This window comes from Winogradskyella algicola (genome assembly GCF_005869935.1).
Taxonomy (GTDB): domain Bacteria; phylum Bacteroidota; class Bacteroidia; order Flavobacteriales; family Flavobacteriaceae; genus Winogradskyella; species Winogradskyella algicola.
Map to the genome: position 1 here is coordinate 69,892 of NZ_SZQF01000002.1, position 16,287 is coordinate 86,178.

Consider the following 16,287-nt stretch of genomic DNA (forward strand, 5'->3'; position numbering starts at 1 on the left):
TATTATGAGCATCATCAATAACATAAATAAACTTTTTGATCATAGAATACGACTAGGTATTATGTCTGTTCTTATGGTAAATGAGTATGCTGATTTTAAAACATTAAAAGAATTATTAGGTGCTACAGATGGCAACTTGGCAAGCCATACAAAAGCATTAGAAAATGCAGAATACATATTAGTTGAAAAACAATTTATTGGCCGAAAACCAAATACCAGATACAGCGCAACAAAACTGGGTAAAACCGAATTTAAAAAACATATTGAAGCTTTAGAAAAGCTTATAAAAAAGACATAATATTTTGGGTGTGCTCAATACGACGCATATTTTTTTATCATTTTACTTTGTTTTTCAAAGTACTTTTAATAATAAAAACTATGAAACAATTTCTTCTACTTACCTCAGCATTTTTCTTTAGCATTTTGTTCTACGATAAGCAAATTGGGCTTAATCTTTTTTTATTCAGTTTGCTATCTGTCATTATTCTTGCCATAAATAATAGTGATGATTTTAAGAGCAAAAAGAATATAGGCTTTGCTGGTATTTATCTTACAACAGGACTTGCAGTCTTTTTTCACGACTCTGCTCTTGCTATTATAGCAAATAGTGTATCATTCTTTACACTCATTGGATTATTGTCTCAAAATAACTCATCTATTTATGTAAACTGGCTCAATGGATTATATACAACTGTTGCGGGATTATTTCATCGGAATTTCACAGTAAACGAGGCCAAGCAAACCGTAGAATCCCAAAAAGAAATTGATTACGTTCATTTGGCTAAAATCATTTTAATTCCTGCAGCGATTGTCATCATATTTATTGGCCTGTACCAAAATGGAAATCCCATTTTTAATAACCTTATAGAAAAGATTGACTTTAGTTATATCAACATTCAATGGTTATTAGTTGCAGGCCTTGGTTATTATTTATTTTTAAATATTCACAACCCAATTGTAGTAGAGCCTGCAACATCACAGGACTTAAAAACTGGCAACCTTCTATTTAAAACAAAAGATTTTTCTATTCCAGTTTTAAAACAAGAAAACCAGCTAGGCATTATCCTAATTGCCTTACTCAACGTACTTATTGTTATTTTTCTAATAACAGATATCGCCTTTATCTTAACAAACGAAGAAGTTCGTGGTTCGGTTTTCTCAAGTCAGGTGCATAGTGGCATTAACGCCTTAATTGCATCTATAGTTATTGCAATAATTATTCTGCTTTATGTTTTTAGAGGTAATCTTAATTTTTACAAAGAGAATAAGACGGTAAAACATTTAGCCTTTACATGGATTATTTTAAATGCAATATTAGTGCTAAGCATTGCAGTAAAAAACAGTCAATATATCTATTATTTTGGGTTAACCTATAAGCGTATTGGTGTTTTAGTCTACCTTATTTTAACCTTAACAGGACTTGTTACTACACTTATAAAAATAGACAAAACAAAAAACATTTGGTATCTATTTCGATTAAATACTAAGGCAGCATTTATTGTATTGGTTATCGCAGCAATGATTAATTGGGACTATCATATTACCAACTACAATTTTAACTACGCCAAATCAATGGATATTAATTATCTGATTGACTTGTCTGACAACAACACATTACTATTAAAAGAAAAAATAGAAACTAAAGGAATTGAAAACAAAAGTATTCATCGCATTGAGGAAAAGTATAAAAACTACACTATGGAACTATATACTAATTCCTGGCAAGAGCTTCAATACGATAACTTAAAACTAAACCGCAAGTAACATGGTTGCATTAATAATTTTTGGCATATCATTTATTTTGTTGGCAACTTATACCATCATAAGAATTAGTATTGCTTGTGTGTTTTGGTCGTTCAATACATCTACAAATGCCAAATACATTTTTAAACGCTGTTTCCCTTACTACATCATTGTTTTAACATCAATTTGTATAGGATTTATTATCACTTTCAACAATTCAATCCTTGTTATTTACTATTTCTCATCAGTTTATTTTTTAGCCTTATTTCTGTGGAGAAGAAAAATTAAACCTTCTAAAAAATCTTTTGCCGTTGAACCAAATCAAACCCATCTACCATGAACAACCTATTTAAAACAATAAAGCACCTAAGAAAACAACTTATCATTTGGCTGTTTGAAAATTCCCAACGCATCTATACAAGGCTATTTAAACATCATGAATCATGGAATATCTCAAAACTCGATTTGCTTAAAATGCCTAAACCCTCTTTTGGAAGACATTTGGGTGAGTTTTTAGATAAAAATAATTTTGAACTGATTCCTAAAGTAGAACGTCATGATTGCTACCATGTACTATGCGGTTATAGTACAACAGTTGAAGATGAAATTGCACTACAATGTCTGTGCTATGGTAATGGAAAACGAAGTCTTTATTTATATGGAGCAATCATAATTGGTGTTACTACCCTACCAGATTATTATGCATACTATTACAGATCTTATAAAACTGGTAAGAGCGCTAATCCTTTTCATCATTTTGATTATAAAAAACTATTACATGTTTCTATTGAAGATTTTAGAAAAACTATTTTTTCTAAATCACAACGTATTCAACTTAAAATCAGCTAATCATGAAGCTATTTAAAATTACACTACTAATTATTATACTTATGAGCATTGGTATTTTTGGCACTTATCACTGGATGAGTTTCAAAACCAGACATCAAGTTTATGATAGTGTAAACGACATTCCGAAAAACAAAGTTGGTTTATTACTTGGCACTGGAAAATATGCTACTAGTGGAACTATTAATCTATTCTATAAATATCGAATTGATGCCGCAGTAATGCTTTATAAGTCAGGAAAAATCGAATACATTTTGGTAAGTGGCGATAATAGTAGAAAAGATTACAACGAGCCTTCCGATTTTAAGAATGATTTAATAGCCAAAGGTATTCCTGAAGATAAAATCTTTTTGGACTATGCAGGTTTTAGAACTTTAGATTCTGTTGTGAGAGCCAAAGAAATTTTTGGTCAAACCAAATTCACTATTATTTCACAGAAATTCCACAATCAACGTGCTATATACATTGCAAAACATTTTAGTATTGATGCTGTAGGCTTTAATGCCAAGGATGTTTACAATTCTCATTTCAGAGAATATTTGGCGAGATCTAAAGCTAGTCTCGATTTAGTTTTTAATGTACAACCCAAGTTTTTAGGAGAAAAAATCGTTATAAAATGAAACTTCAATTCAACAAATACTACCTAGCTATAGCTCATTTCTTATTATTAATTGAACTAGCGATAGCATTTATCATAAAAACCGGATTTATCCGCTACACCTTTGGCGACTATCTCGTGGTTATTTTACTATACGCAATATTTAGAGGATGTACCAATATGAGTGTGAGGGCCTCAGCCTTGGTCGTTCTCTTTATTGCTTACGGTATAGAGTTGCTTCAGCTCACACCATTCTTAGCCTACTTTAATTTAGAAAACAGTACAGCTGCAAATCTCATATTTGGAAGCACGTTTCAATTTGGAGACTTAGTAGCTTACACCTTAGGAATTTCAACAGTTTTAATCATAGAATACTATTTACAATTAAAAAAAAGTGTCACTTCGAGTGAATGTTATGATTGCTAATGAATAAAATTAGCACTTCGACAAGTGTCACACTGAGTATAGCCGAAGTGCTCAGTAGAACTATCGAGAAGTAAATTCTACCAAACTTGTTCTCGATACAATTTTAATCACGAATATCTTCGAGATTAAAACCACTCGAACTGACGTGTAAACAATAACATATGGAACTAATAAAAATACTCATACAATTAAAGTTTAAAACGCTGTAGAAGACAATAATTAAGAGGCAGATCTGTTAAAGCACATTACATTTTAACATTTAATGACTAAGACAATAAATCGTTTTAACTAACTTTATCTGTAATAATCTTTTAAGCTTTAAGCATTTAGACTTCAATCTAACAACTAAAACCAATTTCATTATGAAAAAAATAATTTTAGTACTATCAGTAATCGTCACTTTTGTATCATGTAAAAGTGAAAAAAAAGTTGAAAATGGTATCACTATTGGTGACTTTAACTTCTCTTCAAAAGAAATCACTCAAAATGAACCTTTTACTATAACATATGTTGGCACCGGAAACTTAGAAAATAGTTTTTACCATAAAATACAGCACAACAAAGCGTTTCCAGATGACTTAACATTTGTAGAAAACAAAGCAACCATAACTATTGCAGATAGTATTTCTGGAGTTGCATTTAATTTCAAAATTGATAATAAATATAATCATAACAATAAAAAAGGCTTTTTGTTTAAGGTGAAAGATAAAAGCGGAAATCTCATTTCAGATTCTCAGGCTTCTTTAGCGTATTACACCATGACCTACGGTGAGCAATTTGGTTTAGAAAGTGACCCAAAAGAAATATTAAACACCTTAGATGAAACTCTAGACACCAATCCTAAGTTAATTGATAATTGGTATCAAAATCATATTTATTTAGCCAATGAAGTTGATATAGACAAAGGTAAAACTATTGGTAACAACTACATTTCTCACTATTCATCTAAAACAGAAATGACACTCAAAGATTATGAAGCTCTATCTAATACCTATAGAGCTTTAAGAGACAAAGCTAAAGCAGATAGCATTATTAGTTTTGTTTCTAAAAAGTATCCAGAAAGCGATTTGGCCCTAAGATCAAAAATTGATGCGTTTTTCGAGGTCAAAGAACTAAGCACCAAAGAAGCCCTCTTTGCGTCTAATAAGGACAGAATATTAAATTCTGATTATGCAAATTATATTGTTAGAGCATTAGCTATGGAACATTTCAATAAAGGGAATACCGAAGCTTTTTACAACTATACCGCCTTAATGAAAAACAATACGGACAAAGCTTCATTGTTCAATTCCATTGCATGGCCCAATGCAGAAAAGGGCCAAAATCTTGAAATTGCATCAGAGCTATCTCTAAAATCTCTTAGCTTAATCGAAGCAGAACAAAAAGAACTCAAAGAAAAACCAGATTATTACAGCCCTAACCAATACAAAAATAGCCTAGAAAACAGCTATAATATGTATGCAGATACATACGCCTTGTTAGCTTTTAAAAAAGGAGATCTTAAAGCGGCTATCAAATATCAAGCTAAAGCTGTAAGCAAAAATTCTAATCCCGAAATGAATGAGTGTTATATTGAATTTTTAGTAGCAGATCAACAATACGATAAAGCCATAGAAATTGCTAAAACATACATAGAAGAGGGCAATAGTACAGCTAAACTCAAAACTTATTTTAAGGAGGCCCTATCAAAATCTGATAATAAAACTAATCCCGAAACTCTTATTGCCGACTTAGAGGCAAAAGCCAAACAAAAGGAACTTGATAACTTAAGAAAAACATTATTAGACGAGGACGCTATTGATTTTACATTAAAAAATTTAGATGGTGAAGAGATAACCCTATCATCTCTTGTAGGAAAAACTGTAGTGCTCGATTTTTGGGCAACATGGTGTGGCCCTTGTATACAGTCCTTTCCAGGTATGCAAAAAGTAGTGGATAAATACAAAGACAACGAAAATGTAGAATTTTTCTTCGTTGACACCTTTGAAGATGGTGAAACAAGGCTTAAAGATGTTGCCAAATTCATTGAGGATAATGATTATAATTTTAATGTTCTCATTGACCCTAAGGAAGAAAACAGCACTAAATATAAGGTGGCCAATGCCTATAAAATTTCTGGGATACCAACCAAAATTATAATTGGCCCTAGTGGAAAGATAAAATTTAAATCTGTTGGCTATAGTGGCTCAGCAGAAAAAATTGTGAGCGAGATAGATGCCATGGTAGCGTTACTAAAAACTAACCCTTAATTTAGATAGAGATAAATAACAAAAGTGAGTTTATATAAAAAAGCTCGCTTTTGTTATTTTCCATCCACATAATCCTGTAGATATTTAAAACGCTCTGTCAACTTACCATCTGCAGTTGTAATTTTTGCACGCTTTAAAATACCTCGTTCGTCATTATTGAAAAAAGCTGGTATAACATGCTCTACGAACGTTTCTCCAAAACCTTCGCTGGCATCTTTTGGCAATTCACAAGGCAAGTTATCTACTGCCATAACCGTAATAGCACCTTTAGCATCAAAAGCAACTTCTTGTTCGGTTTGTGGATTGTAACCATAAAATGGGTCTGCTATGGTTGATGGACGAATGGTTGAAGCCACAGGACCATCAATATCGCAAGACACATCAGCGACTAAATTAATCCTAAAATCTGGATGCTTGGCGTCTTCTCGTGTAAACAAATATGGTGCATTATTACCATAAAAATGACCTGCTATAAAATAATCCGTTTGTTTAGCGTAAGGCATAAAATTACTCTCGTAACCTGTTGGGTCTTTGTAGAACTGTTGCTTATTTCCAACTTTACCATCCTTACGTTTGGCATATTCCATTACATCTGCCATGACATAAACTGGCTCTGTAAATTCAGATGTTAGATATAAAGCATCGCTTACTTCTTTTATTCCCAAATGATCTAAAATTTCTTTAGCTCCATAAGCTACTTTTCCGGTTCCAGTGAGTAATATTTTTATATTTGGAATTGTGATTTTATCCAATTCAGCTTTTACTTCTTCCAAGTCAGCAAGTGTTTCAACTTTTGGCAGATTAAATAATCCGTCTCTAAGTCCTAAAGCTCTAAAACCGTTGTATGCACCAACCAAACCAGCGTAACGCCCAAAACCAATTAAACGAGCTCCGCTCTGCTTAACTATGGTTTCGTGGTCGTACATTTCTATATTTTTCTCAAGCATTGCCTTTAGCAACTTTCGGTTGTATGGCTGCTTTTTAATGGTATGTGAAAAATAGAAATACTTTTTATTCGGAATTAAATTTTCAACTGGGACCTCTTTTACACCAATCATCACATCTGCATCAGATACATCATCTGTTACCGTAAATCCTAATTTGGCATAAGCCTCATCTGGAAACACACGTATATTCGAAGACTCAACAACAAACTCAGCTTCTGGAAACTTTTCTCTTGCTTCTGCTAAAGTTTCTGGTGAGAATACAACACGTCTGTCTGGTGGATTTTTACGTTCTTTTATGATGGCGAATTTCATACTGATGTGGATTTGTTTAACCTTTTATTCGTTTACTTATTTTTTGTGACTGGAAACTGACACTGAAAACTATAAATGGAATAATTTTGCACGAAAATAAGTTTATTTAAAGGTGTTTACAAATCAATCTGCGCGTTCTACTTCACTTTCACTTTTTAGTACGTAATCGCCATCATCTTGTTTAATGTACAGTGCTTTATCGCCAGTTTCACCATCTCGCGTTACTTTGCTACCCTTAATGGTTTTTGTTACTTTTTCCGTGTAGGTTTCTTGCACCTCGCCTCTGGCTGTTCCGTTTCCCCATTTCCACTTTACTACTGTTCCTTTCTGTATCATTGTTATTTTGATTTGCTTGAAAATAGATATTAATACTGACATTTTTTCTTAATGCTTTGATAAAATAGTCTTGGTATGGCTTTTGATTTAATAATTTTAGTAATTTCGCACACCTTTGGGCAATGGTTACTGTTCATTGGTAGGTGCGTTAGGGATGGAAGCGGCATCCTTTTTTACTAATGGTCACTAAGCGTAGTCGAAGTGATTAAAGTAAAAAAGATACAGCGGACAGCCCGACTCTACGAAGTTGTAACGTAGTAGAGTAACGCCCAAATTATTTTATCATTTAACGATGAGTCCCTGAAACAAGTTCAGGGTTAATTCGATAGCTCAAAACATAGTTTTGCTATCTCATTAAGGGGTCGACTGGTTTTGACAGCGAGATTAATTAAATGGTAAGCACGTCGTGTAATGGTTTTGAAACACGTTAAAGGCTAGACCAAATTTTAAACGGCGAGAATAACTACGCTTTAGCTGCTTAATCTGAATTATAGTAAGATTTCAAGCTACATTCCTACAAGGTAGGAAGGCTAAATGTCTCCAGAAAGCCTTGGTTAGTGGCGTTCTTTTTAGAGGCATCGTAAAAATTGACCAAGATTGGGTAGTGCTTTGATGCCCTTTTGAGATTAAAAAGCTAAGTGTAAAGTAGGCTGTCTTTAGCCAGCTTTGCATCGAAAAAACAAGAAAAGACTAAACGTGTAGAAAGCCCTTTGGTTACTTGTTTGGACGAGAGTTCGATTCTCTCCGACTCCACCTTCGCCCTACGAAGCTTTGAGGAAACGAAAAGCGAAGTAGGGCTTTAATTATACTTTTAAACTTAAACCATCAAACTTTTCTAGGGCTTCGGTGGACTCGTCCACTATATTTCATAACTTTATTTAAACTAAATCTTATGAAATTATCTTATTCTGTTTACATCCTAAAATGTTCAGACAATACCTATTACACTGGTTTCACTACAAATATCGATAATAGACTAAAAGCGCATAATAATAAGGAAGTCCTTTATACCAAAAGTCGACTTCCTATTAAATTAGTGAATCTCATAGAATTTGAAAACAAACAAAAAGCTTATGACTTTGAACGTTATCTCAAAACTGGTTCTGGTATTGCTTTCAGAAACAAAAGGCTAGTTTAAAATCTGTAAGAAATTAATAAACACAACGACTATATTAATATCTTTATAAAAGCATATTATTAATTTAGAAAAGAAAGGAACCAACAGTATGCTCACCTGGAAAGACATTATAAATTTTGCAGTTAACGGTAACCCAACTCCAGATCAACGTGTTGAAAAATCGGATACAGAGTGGAAAGACCAATTAACACCAGAACAATACAGAATTACAAGACAAAAGGGCACAGAACGACCTCACAGTGGCGCGCTTTGCACTACCTATGATGCTGGTAAATATAATTGTGTATGCTGTGGTACACCATTATTCGACTCAACCATAAAGTTTAGCTCTGGCACTGGTTGGCCAAGTTTTACACAACCTATTAAGGAAAATGCTATTAAGTATGAAAAAGACGCGTCTTTTGGAATGGTACGTGTAGAGGTAATGTGCAATACTTGCGATGCGCATTTAGGTCATGTGTTTCCGGATGGTCCAGAACCAAGTGGTTTAAGGTATTGCATAAATTCAGAATCTATGGTTTTAGAAAAAGAAAGTGTAAATGAGTAAGAACATACAGATTGCTACCGTTGGCGGTGGCTGCTTTTGGTGTACAGAAGCTGTTTTTGAAGAAGTAAAAGGTGTAGAAAAAGTAGTTTCGGGTTACATGGGAGGAACTGTTCCTGGCAGACCAACCTACAGAGAAGTTTGTTCAGGTTTAACAGGGCATGCTGAAGTGGTGCAGATTACATTTGATGCCAATGTAATTTCATTTCAAGATATACTACTAGTTTTTATGACAACGCATGACCCAACAACGTTAAATCAGCAAGGTGCAGATAGAGGTACGCAATACCGTTCTGTGATTTTTTATCATAATGAAGAACAGAAAAAAACTGCTAAACTCATTCTTAATGAATTAGCGGTTTATTTTGAAAAGCCTATAGTAACGGAAATTACTGAAGCTCAAACATTTTTTGAAGCCGAAAAAGAACATCAGGATTTCTATAAAAATAATCCTGATTATGGCTATTGTACCTTTGTAATAGACCCTAAATTATCTAAATTACGTAAATTACATTCAGATAAATTAAAAGATGTTTAGAATATATCTTATAGGAATTGCCATACTTGTGATTGCTATTTTAGCCAATGGCATTGTCTTAAAACTGGGTATAAAATCGTGGTACAGTTTTATTGATTTAATCTCAAGTGACGGATTCTCAGCCTTTAAATCCTTAACATTTATAGATGCATTATGGTTGTTCTTAGGCTACCCTATGGTTTTAGGCCTTGGTTATTGGATAGGTGACAAGTTTTACAATTTTATTTTTTAATATATACCGTTTTAGCATTCACAAATTCCATAATGCCTTCTTTAGAAAGTTCTCTTCCATAACCAGAAGCTTTTGTTCCACCAAAAGGTAATCTAGGGTCGGATTTTACAAGTTCGTTAATAAAGAATGCTCCATCAGCGATGTCTCCTATTCGTTTTTTGGCTTTATCTATGTTCTTGGTAAATACCATACTACCCAGACCAAATCTAGATTTTGATGCCATGTCATATGCTTCATCTTCATCTTTAACTTTTATAATTGCAGCCACGGGACCAAAAACCTCTTCTTTAAAAACCGGCATTTCTGCAGTGACATTTTCTAAAATTGTAGGTTGGTAGCGTGCATCTTCTCGTTTATTTCCATAAAGAACTTTAGCACCTTTGTCTAGAGATTTTTTCACTTGTTCTCCTACATCTTCAGCCGAACCAACAGAAGCCATTGTTGCTATTTCTGTTTTTTTATCCATTGGGTTTCCTACGACATAAGATTCTACTTTAGCTTTAAATTTAGATAAGAACTCGCCATAAATATCCTCAACAACTATAAAGCGCTTGGCTGCAATACAACTCTGACCAGCGTTTTGCATACGTGCCCAAGCCATAGTCTCTATATGCTTATCTAAATCTGCATCCTTAAGAACGATGCAGGCATTGTTTCCACCAAGTTCTAAAACTACTTTCTTTAGATTTTTACCTGCTATTTCAGCAATTTTGCGACCTACCCCTTCGCTTCCGGTAAGACTTACAGCCTTTACAATATCATCGCTTATAATAGTTTCAATCTGACTGTGCGAAACCAATAAGGTTTGGAAACAACCTTCAGGAAAACCTGCATCTTCAAACAGCTTCTGAATTTCTAAAGCACACTGCGTGGTACTTGACGCGTGTTTTAACAGCGCTGTGTTACCAGCCATTAGTGTTGGTGCTGCAAAACGCATAACTTGCCAAAACGGATAATTCCAAGGCATAATTGCTAAAATAACTCCCAACGGATCGTAACTAATAAAGCTTTCTTCAGCTTCTGTTTCTATTAATTGATCAGCTAAAAAGTCTTCGGCATTTTTAGCATAAAAGTCACATACCCAAGCGCACTTTTCGATTTCAGAAATACCTTGGGTTATCGGTTTACCCATTTCTTTAGCCATTAGTTTGGCATAGGTTTCTTTTCGTTCTATTAAAAGTTCTGCAACTTTATACATTAGGCTGCACCTATCTTGAATTTCAGTTGTTTTCCAACTTTGAAATTGCTTATCTGCAAGATTTAACTTCTGTTTTAAATCGGCATCACCAATTAGATTATATGTTTTTAATTCTTCTTGCGTGTACGGATTTATGGTTGTTATTGTGCTCATAATTTTCTTTTTAAAATAAGAGATTTTTGAATTCTTAAAGCACAAACTCTGACATTTAGTATAACTTTAGTATTTTGAAAGCTAAATGTTAATTAAATGGAAAAAACGGTTTCTGAAGCTATAGCGTATAGAAGATCTACACGTGTATATAAAGATGAAGTTATTGATACAAACAAGGTAAAACAGTGCTTGGTTAATGCTTCTTTAGCACCTACAAGCAGTAATCTTCAACTTTGGGAATTTTATCATATCACTAATAAAGATGTATTGGAAAAATTAGCTAAAGCTTGTTTTAACCAAAGTGCAGCAAAAACAGCGCAGCAATTAGTTGTTGTGATTACCAGAAAAGATCTATGGAGACAACGCGCTAAGGCCAATGTTGCCTTTTTAAATAAGGTATATGATAAAGAAAATCTAACTGAACGAGAATCAAAACGAAAAAAGATGGCTACCAACTATTACAAGAAATTAATACCAACAGTTTATGCTGACTTTTTTGGTGTTCTTGGAATTCTAAAATATATCATCTTTCAGATTGTTGGACTTTTTAAACCTATTTACAGGCAAGTTAGACAAAGCGATATGCGTATTGTAGCACATAAAAGTGCTGGTTTAGCTGCTCAAAATTTTATGACTAGTATGGCTGCTATCGGTTATGATACCTGCCCTATGGAAGGTAGTGACACACTTAGAGTAAAACGTATCTTAAATCTTCCTAGAGGTGCTGAAATCAACATGATTATTGGCTGCGGCATTAGAGACGACAAAGGCATCTACGGTCCTCGTTTTAGAGTTCCGTTTGAAGATGTTTATTTTGAAGTATAATTACTACTTCCTAAAATTCTCTAAACCGGTTTTTAACCATTCGTAATAAGCATCTGCATCTGGCTCGTATGCTTTTGTAGAATTTAGCAATTCAAAATTATGATCTAGTAATGCGTAATATGGCTGAGAGTTGTTCTTAAAATTAATAGTTTGTAGTGTTTGCCACTTGTCACCAACAGTTTCTATTTCTTTTACAGTCCCATTACTTCTTAAGTATTGAAATTGCTCATCTTCTGGTAGTTTCTTTTTATCATCCACATAAAGCGAAATGATAACATAGTCTTCCATTAAAATATCATACACTTGGGATGTACTCCAAACTTGTTCTTCCATTTTACGGCAATTTACACAAGCCCAACCTGTAAAGTCTAATAAAATTGGTTTGTTTTCTGCCTTAGCTAATGCCAAACCACTCTCTAAATCTTTATCGCAATTAAGGTCTAGAGGACACTCTGATGTTTTTTCATAAATACTATAAAACATTGGTGGAGGAAAACCACTTAGCAGCTTCAAATTCGCCCATTTTGTATTGGTTAATCCCGGTACTAAGTAAATGACAAAAGCTATTACTAAAAACGCTGTAGTTAATCTTCCTTTACTCAATTTTTGCAAAGAACCATCATGTGGAAACTTAATTTTTCCAAATAGATACAAGGACAATCCTATGCCTATTATTATCCAAATTCCGATAAATATTTCACGTTTTAAAAGTCCCCAATGTTGAACTAAATCTGCATTAGATAAAAATTTAAGTGCTAATGCCAATTCTATAAATCCTAAAACAACTTTGACGGTATTTAACCAACCACCAGATTTTGGTAAAGAATTTAACCACTTTGGAAACATTGCAAAAAGCGTAAAAGGTAAAGCTAAGGCTAAACCAAAACCACTCATTCCCATGGTAAGTTGAGTTGCACCACCATCTGCTGTTAATGAGCTACCCAAAAGCGTTCCTAAGATTGGACCTGTACACGAAAATGACACAATTGCAAGTGTTAGCGCCATAAAAAAGATACCGATAAAACCTCCAATTTTATTTGCTCTACTATCCATAGCAGCACTCCATGATTGTGGTAGGGTTAATTCGTAGTATCCAAAAAAGGAAAAAGCAAATCCAATAAAAATAGCGAAGAAGATAAGATTAAGCGTAACGTTTGTTGAAATGTTATTCAAAATTCCAGGATCTAAAGTATCTAGTAAATGAAATGGAATACTTAACAGAGCATAGATTAAAAAGATGAAGAATCCATATAATAACGAGTTGAACAAGCCCTTTTTTGGGTCACCTGCACTTTTTGTAAAAAATGAAACCGTTAAAGGAATCATAGGAAATACACATGGAGTCAACAAGGCTATTAAACCTCCTATAAAACCAAGAAAGAAAATTGATAGATTACTTTTCTCTTCAATAACTTCCGCTTTGTAATTATCCCAACCCGTTACGTTTAGGTTAAGACCTTCTGATAGCTGTTTACTTTTTTCGTCAATAACAATGTCTTCTTTAACGATTTCTGAACCATCTAAAGAAAAATTAAATAGAAAATCACTAGGTATACATTTTGAATCATCACAGGTTTGATAATCTACCTTGACGTCAATCTGTTTTAAGTCTTTATTAATTAGGCTTACTCTTTGCTTAAAAATAACCTCGTCTTTAAACTTTTTTACTTCTTCTTGAAAAATCTTATCATAAATTGTTGGCACATCTGGTTCGGAGGTTTTTCCTTCTAATTGATAGTTACCTTCAACATTTTGAAATTCAAAATAGGTTGTTGGAGCAAAGCTTTCTTCAGATGGTTGCTCTTGTGAGTAGATATACCAACCTTTATCTACATTGGCTTTAAAAATTAGTATAAATTCTGTGTCAGAAACTTTTTCAACTTCATAATCCCATTTAACAGGTTCTAATTCCTGAGAAAATAAATTGAATGAAAAAAATAAGGATAGTAGGCTAAATAGAAAGACTTTTTTTGCTGTCATAAATAAAGCATTAATAGGCAAATGTAAACTTTGCGCTTTTATTTTTTCTTAAGAGTCGTCTAATTTATAAAAACCTTAAGAATTATGACCAAGGAATAAAAAAAACCGAACAAATGTTCGGTTTTAATTTTTATGACTTTACTTCAATCTTTAGTTTATCTGAATGCTTCCATTTTGAAAGTCCACCTTCTAAATCATAAATTTTCTGAAAGCCAGCATCTTTAAGTTTTCGCGCACATTTTGCACTTCTTACACCACCTTTACAATATAAAATTACAGGTTTTGCTTTATCTAATTTTGCTATGTCTTCTTCAAAAGTAGGAGAATTATAATCTATATTTTGAGAATTAGCTATGCGCTCTTCTTCATGCTCTTTTGGAGTACGAACATCTACTAATTGCACATCTTCTAACTCTAGTATAGATTGCATCTCTTCTGCGGTTACAAGTTTTACCTCAGCATCTTCTATTTTGCTGTCCACGCAGCTCGTACCAAAACTAACAGCCATTAACAAACAGCCTATTATTACTAATCTTTTCATATGCAAACAGCTTTTTTAGATTAATTTTATTACTTAAAGGTTACCTCGCCTTGCCAATCTGTGATACCTCCAACCAAATTATAAGCATTTTTAAAACCCAATTGATTCATTATGGCACATGCTTGTGCGCTCCTACCTCCAGATTTACAGTATACATAATAATTCTTGGATTTATCTAATTGATCTATTTCATGGATAAAACCTTGACCTCTGTATATGTCTATATGAATAGCATTTGGGATAATGCCTTCATTAACTTCGTCTTGCGTTCTAACATCTAAAACAACAGAATTATTGTCTTCCTCTAGTTGTTTTGTCCAATCTTTTTGAGATAAATTCAATTTTTTTAGCAATTTTGATTAGACAAAATTAACATTTCCTTATGATATAGACGTAAAAAAATCCGAAGTGTTACAACTTCGGATTTAATTTTAACATATTTTCTGTTTTTTTTACAGTTCTATTATACCTAAACTTTTATGGTACAACCAATTGCGCGTGTTTCTTTAACTTCAATTTCTTTACCTTGTAATAAAGCGTCTACAGCATTTTCTACATACTTAGTTTTTACTGCACTAGCATCTTTATAATTGTCATCTATAGCACCAATGTACTTAACAATATTTCCTTTTTTAGTTTTTTCTAATAAATATACATGTGGTGTTTTTGTAGCACCATATTGCGGATATATTTTTTGACCCTTATCCATTAAGTACGGAAAGGTAAATCCTTTTGCTTTTGCTCTTGCCTTCATAGCTTCCATATTGTCACCAGGTTTTACATCTGTGTTGTTTGGCATAATTGCAATTACAGGATAACCTTTAGATGCATATTTTTTATTTAGAGCTTCTACTCTATCTTCATAAGCTACAGCATATGGACAAGTGTTACAAGTAAAAACTACAATAAAACCTTTTGCGTCTTTAAAATCTGACAAAGACACCATTTTACCGTCAATATTTTCTAAACTAAAATCGGTGGCAACATCACCAATTTTATAACCACCTTCTTCTGTGGTTAAAGATAAAGCAGATAGTGTAAGCGTTAACACCATTACTGCAAGTAATTTTAGTGTATTCATAGTCTTATTAATTTAAAAATTGTTTTAGTTCTGTTTCTAATTCTTCTTTAGTGAACGACCTTTCATAAAACAGTCGTTTTTCTTTATTATAGATTATTGTAGCTGGTATAGCACCAGACCAGTCTTTATGAATTGCAGGTATCCACTTATTTTGATCTACATCATCAAAGGCTACAACTTCTGACTGTAAATCTCTTTTCGCAATAAATGGTATCAATTTAGATTCATAATTCCTCGGAAAATCTAAGCTTACTAAAAGCACCTCTACATTTTTATCTTTATACTCTTGGTTAATTTCTTCAAAAAATGGTAATTCTTTTACACAAGGAGCACACCAAGTTGCCCAAAAGTTAACCACATGTACTTTATCGTCGCTTTTATTGATTAATGGTTCTAAGCCATCGTAGTCATAAATTTCTAAATCAAAATCTACAGTGTTCTTGGTTTTCTTTTCTGTAATTAAAACACTCTTAGATTTATCTGATAAACTTACATCCTTGTCCTTGTTCTTACAAGAACAAATAATTAAAAGAGATAATATGATTAATCGCTTCATTTTATAAAGTTATTAATAGAATTATTTAAGATTGAATAATTAAC

General features: G+C 33.0%; 20 protein-coding genes and 1 other RNA gene. 13 read left to right on the forward strand and 8 right to left on the reverse strand.

Annotation, left to right across the window (positions count from 1 at the left end):
- Nucleotides 1-4 precede the first annotated feature (4 nt).
- From FC091_RS04775 to FC091_RS04805, 7 genes are all read left to right on the forward strand, one after another.
- Nucleotides 5-298 carry a winged helix-turn-helix domain-containing protein gene (locus FC091_RS04775; protein ID WP_138433136.1) on the forward strand — a complete coding sequence of 98 codons (294 nt, stop codon included), beginning with the start codon at nucleotides 5-7 and terminating at the stop codon, nucleotides 296-298.
- An 80-nt stretch (nucleotides 299-378) separates the two neighbouring features.
- The gene (locus FC091_RS04780) at nucleotides 379-1,764 is read left to right on the forward strand and encodes a DUF4153 domain-containing protein (RefSeq protein ID WP_138433137.1); all 1,386 of its coding nucleotides are present in this window, start codon (nucleotides 379-381) and stop codon (nucleotides 1,762-1,764) included.
- A gap of 1 nt (nucleotide 1,765) precedes the next feature.
- A complete protein-coding gene (locus tag FC091_RS04785) occupies nucleotides 1,766-2,083 on the forward strand; it encodes a hypothetical protein (RefSeq protein WP_138433138.1) in 318 nt (105 codons plus the stop codon).
- Nucleotides 2,080-2,592 (forward strand): Coq4 family protein, encoded by a 513-nt coding sequence (locus tag FC091_RS04790; protein WP_138433139.1) that lies wholly within the window; start codon nucleotides 2,080-2,082, stop codon nucleotides 2,590-2,592. The genes FC091_RS04785 and FC091_RS04790 overlap by 4 nt, the downstream gene beginning before the upstream one ends.
- 2 nt (nucleotides 2,593-2,594) lie before the next feature.
- Nucleotides 2,595-3,209, forward strand: coding sequence for a SanA/YdcF family protein (locus FC091_RS04795; RefSeq protein ID WP_394344063.1), 615 nt, complete (start codon nucleotides 2,595-2,597; stop codon nucleotides 3,207-3,209).
- The gene (locus FC091_RS04800) at nucleotides 3,206-3,613 is read left to right on the forward strand and encodes a ribosomal maturation YjgA family protein (protein WP_138433140.1); all 408 of its coding nucleotides are present in this window, start codon (nucleotides 3,206-3,208) and stop codon (nucleotides 3,611-3,613) included. Before FC091_RS04795 ends, FC091_RS04800 begins: the two co-directional genes overlap by 4 nt.
- Nucleotides 3,614-3,975: 362 nt before the next feature.
- Complete coding sequence (locus tag FC091_RS04805) at nucleotides 3,976-5,862, forward strand: TlpA disulfide reductase family protein (protein WP_138433141.1); 1,887 nt, start codon at nucleotides 3,976-3,978, stop codon at nucleotides 5,860-5,862.
- A gap of 53 nt (nucleotides 5,863-5,915) precedes the next feature.
- On the opposite strand, the gene FC091_RS04810 is transcribed toward FC091_RS04805, so the two are convergent.
- Both FC091_RS04810 and FC091_RS04815 read right to left on the reverse strand, forming a co-directional pair.
- Nucleotides 5,916-7,121 carry an NAD(P)-dependent oxidoreductase gene (locus tag FC091_RS04810; RefSeq protein ID WP_138433142.1) on the reverse strand — a complete coding sequence of 402 codons (1,206 nt, stop codon included), beginning with the start codon at nucleotides 7,119-7,121 and terminating at the stop codon, nucleotides 5,916-5,918.
- 123 nt (nucleotides 7,122-7,244) lie between these two features.
- On the reverse strand, nucleotides 7,245-7,457 hold the full coding sequence (locus tag FC091_RS04815; RefSeq protein WP_138433143.1) for a hypervirulence associated TUDOR domain-containing protein: 213 nt from the start codon (nucleotides 7,455-7,457) through the stop codon (nucleotides 7,245-7,247).
- Nucleotides 7,458-7,815: 358 nt separating this feature from the next.
- Here FC091_RS04815 and ssrA point away from each other — a divergent pair.
- The 5 genes from ssrA (at nucleotide 7,816) to FC091_RS04840 (ending at nucleotide 9,909) form a co-directional block, all read left to right on the forward strand.
- Nucleotides 7,816-8,213: a transfer-messenger RNA gene (gene ssrA / locus FC091_RS04820) on the forward strand.
- 136 nt (nucleotides 8,214-8,349) lie between these two features.
- Complete coding sequence (locus FC091_RS04825) at nucleotides 8,350-8,595, forward strand: GIY-YIG nuclease family protein (protein ID WP_138433144.1); 246 nt, start codon at nucleotides 8,350-8,352, stop codon at nucleotides 8,593-8,595.
- A gap of 88 nt (nucleotides 8,596-8,683) precedes the next feature.
- Nucleotides 8,684-9,142 (forward strand): peptide-methionine (R)-S-oxide reductase MsrB, encoded by a 459-nt coding sequence (gene msrB / locus FC091_RS04830; RefSeq protein WP_138433145.1) that lies wholly within the window; start codon nucleotides 8,684-8,686, stop codon nucleotides 9,140-9,142.
- Nucleotides 9,135-9,677: a peptide-methionine (S)-S-oxide reductase MsrA gene (gene msrA, locus FC091_RS04835; RefSeq protein WP_138433146.1), complete on the forward strand. Its 543-nt coding sequence runs from the start codon at nucleotides 9,135-9,137 to the stop codon at nucleotides 9,675-9,677. Before msrB ends, msrA begins: the two co-directional genes overlap by 8 nt.
- Complete coding sequence (locus FC091_RS04840) at nucleotides 9,670-9,909, forward strand: DUF7672 family protein (RefSeq protein WP_138433147.1); 240 nt, start codon at nucleotides 9,670-9,672, stop codon at nucleotides 9,907-9,909. Before msrA ends, FC091_RS04840 begins: the two co-directional genes overlap by 8 nt.
- On the opposite strand, the gene FC091_RS04845 is transcribed toward FC091_RS04840, so the two are convergent.
- The gene (locus tag FC091_RS04845) at nucleotides 9,899-11,260 is read right to left on the reverse strand and encodes an NAD-dependent succinate-semialdehyde dehydrogenase (protein ID WP_171032462.1); all 1,362 of its coding nucleotides are present in this window, start codon (nucleotides 11,258-11,260) and stop codon (nucleotides 9,899-9,901) included. The genes FC091_RS04840 and FC091_RS04845 overlap by 11 nt on opposite strands.
- A 96-nt stretch (nucleotides 11,261-11,356) precedes the next feature.
- On the opposite strand from FC091_RS04845, the gene FC091_RS04850 reads away from it, so the two are divergent.
- A complete protein-coding gene (locus tag FC091_RS04850; protein ID WP_138433148.1) occupies nucleotides 11,357-12,085 on the forward strand; it encodes a nitroreductase family protein in 729 nt (242 codons plus the stop codon).
- 3 nt (nucleotides 12,086-12,088) lie between these two features.
- On the opposite strand, the gene FC091_RS04855 is transcribed toward FC091_RS04850, so the two are convergent.
- From FC091_RS04855 to FC091_RS04875, 5 genes are all read right to left on the reverse strand, one after another.
- The gene (locus tag FC091_RS04855) at nucleotides 12,089-14,065 is read right to left on the reverse strand and encodes a protein-disulfide reductase DsbD family protein (RefSeq protein ID WP_138433149.1); all 1,977 of its coding nucleotides are present in this window, start codon (nucleotides 14,063-14,065) and stop codon (nucleotides 12,089-12,091) included.
- A 130-nt stretch (nucleotides 14,066-14,195) separates the two neighbouring features.
- Nucleotides 14,196-14,606, reverse strand: a complete 411-nt coding sequence (locus FC091_RS04860) for a rhodanese-like domain-containing protein (RefSeq protein ID WP_138433150.1) — start codon at nucleotides 14,604-14,606, stop codon at nucleotides 14,196-14,198.
- Nucleotides 14,607-14,635: 29 nt separating this feature from the next.
- Nucleotides 14,636-14,947, reverse strand: coding sequence for a rhodanese-like domain-containing protein (locus tag FC091_RS04865; protein WP_138433151.1), 312 nt, complete (start codon nucleotides 14,945-14,947; stop codon nucleotides 14,636-14,638).
- A gap of 128 nt (nucleotides 14,948-15,075) precedes the next feature.
- Nucleotides 15,076-15,687, reverse strand: a complete 612-nt coding sequence (locus FC091_RS04870) for a thioredoxin family protein (RefSeq protein ID WP_138433152.1) — start codon at nucleotides 15,685-15,687, stop codon at nucleotides 15,076-15,078.
- 7 nt (nucleotides 15,688-15,694) lie between these two features.
- Nucleotides 15,695-16,243 (reverse strand): TlpA family protein disulfide reductase, encoded by a 549-nt coding sequence (locus FC091_RS04875; RefSeq protein WP_138433153.1) that lies wholly within the window; start codon nucleotides 16,241-16,243, stop codon nucleotides 15,695-15,697.
- Nucleotides 16,244-16,287 lie beyond the last annotated feature (44 nt).

Excerpts from the sequence above, each read along its gene's own strand:
- FC091_RS04775 (WP_138433136.1), top strand. The coding sequence starts at position 5 with ATGAGCATCATCAATAACATAAATAAACTTTTTGATCATAGAATACGA.
- FC091_RS04780 (WP_138433137.1), top strand. The coding sequence starts at position 379 with ATGAAACAATTTCTTCTACTTACCTCAGCATTTTTCTTTAGCATTTTG.
- FC091_RS04785 (WP_138433138.1), top strand. The coding sequence starts at position 1,766 with ATGGTTGCATTAATAATTTTTGGCATATCATTTATTTTGTTGGCAACT.
- FC091_RS04790 (WP_138433139.1), top strand. The coding sequence starts at position 2,080 with ATGAACAACCTATTTAAAACAATAAAGCACCTAAGAAAACAACTTATC.
- FC091_RS04795 (WP_394344063.1), top strand. The coding sequence starts at position 2,595 with ATGAAGCTATTTAAAATTACACTACTAATTATTATACTTATGAGCATT.
- FC091_RS04800 (WP_138433140.1), top strand. The coding sequence starts at position 3,206 with ATGAAACTTCAATTCAACAAATACTACCTAGCTATAGCTCATTTCTTA.
- FC091_RS04805 (WP_138433141.1), top strand. The coding sequence starts at position 3,976 with ATGAAAAAAATAATTTTAGTACTATCAGTAATCGTCACTTTTGTATCA.
- FC091_RS04810 (WP_138433142.1), bottom strand. The coding sequence starts at position 7,121 with ATGAAATTCGCCATCATAAAAGAACGTAAAAATCCACCAGACAGACGT.
- FC091_RS04815 (WP_138433143.1), bottom strand. The coding sequence starts at position 7,457 with ATGATACAGAAAGGAACAGTAGTAAAGTGGAAATGGGGAAACGGAACA.
- FC091_RS04825 (WP_138433144.1), top strand. The coding sequence starts at position 8,350 with ATGAAATTATCTTATTCTGTTTACATCCTAAAATGTTCAGACAATACC.
- msrB (WP_138433145.1), top strand. The coding sequence starts at position 8,684 with ATGCTCACCTGGAAAGACATTATAAATTTTGCAGTTAACGGTAACCCA.
- msrA (WP_138433146.1), top strand. The coding sequence starts at position 9,135 with ATGAGTAAGAACATACAGATTGCTACCGTTGGCGGTGGCTGCTTTTGG.
- FC091_RS04840 (WP_138433147.1), top strand. The coding sequence starts at position 9,670 with ATGTTTAGAATATATCTTATAGGAATTGCCATACTTGTGATTGCTATT.
- FC091_RS04845 (WP_171032462.1), bottom strand. The coding sequence starts at position 11,260 with ATGAGCACAATAACAACCATAAATCCGTACACGCAAGAAGAATTAAAA.
- FC091_RS04850 (WP_138433148.1), top strand. The coding sequence starts at position 11,357 with ATGGAAAAAACGGTTTCTGAAGCTATAGCGTATAGAAGATCTACACGT.
- FC091_RS04855 (WP_138433149.1), bottom strand. The coding sequence starts at position 14,065 with ATGACAGCAAAAAAAGTCTTTCTATTTAGCCTACTATCCTTATTTTTT.
- FC091_RS04860 (WP_138433150.1), bottom strand. The coding sequence starts at position 14,606 with ATGAAAAGATTAGTAATAATAGGCTGTTTGTTAATGGCTGTTAGTTTT.
- FC091_RS04870 (WP_138433152.1), bottom strand. The coding sequence starts at position 15,687 with ATGAATACACTAAAATTACTTGCAGTAATGGTGTTAACGCTTACACTA.
- FC091_RS04875 (WP_138433153.1), bottom strand. The coding sequence starts at position 16,243 with ATGAAGCGATTAATCATATTATCTCTTTTAATTATTTGTTCTTGTAAG.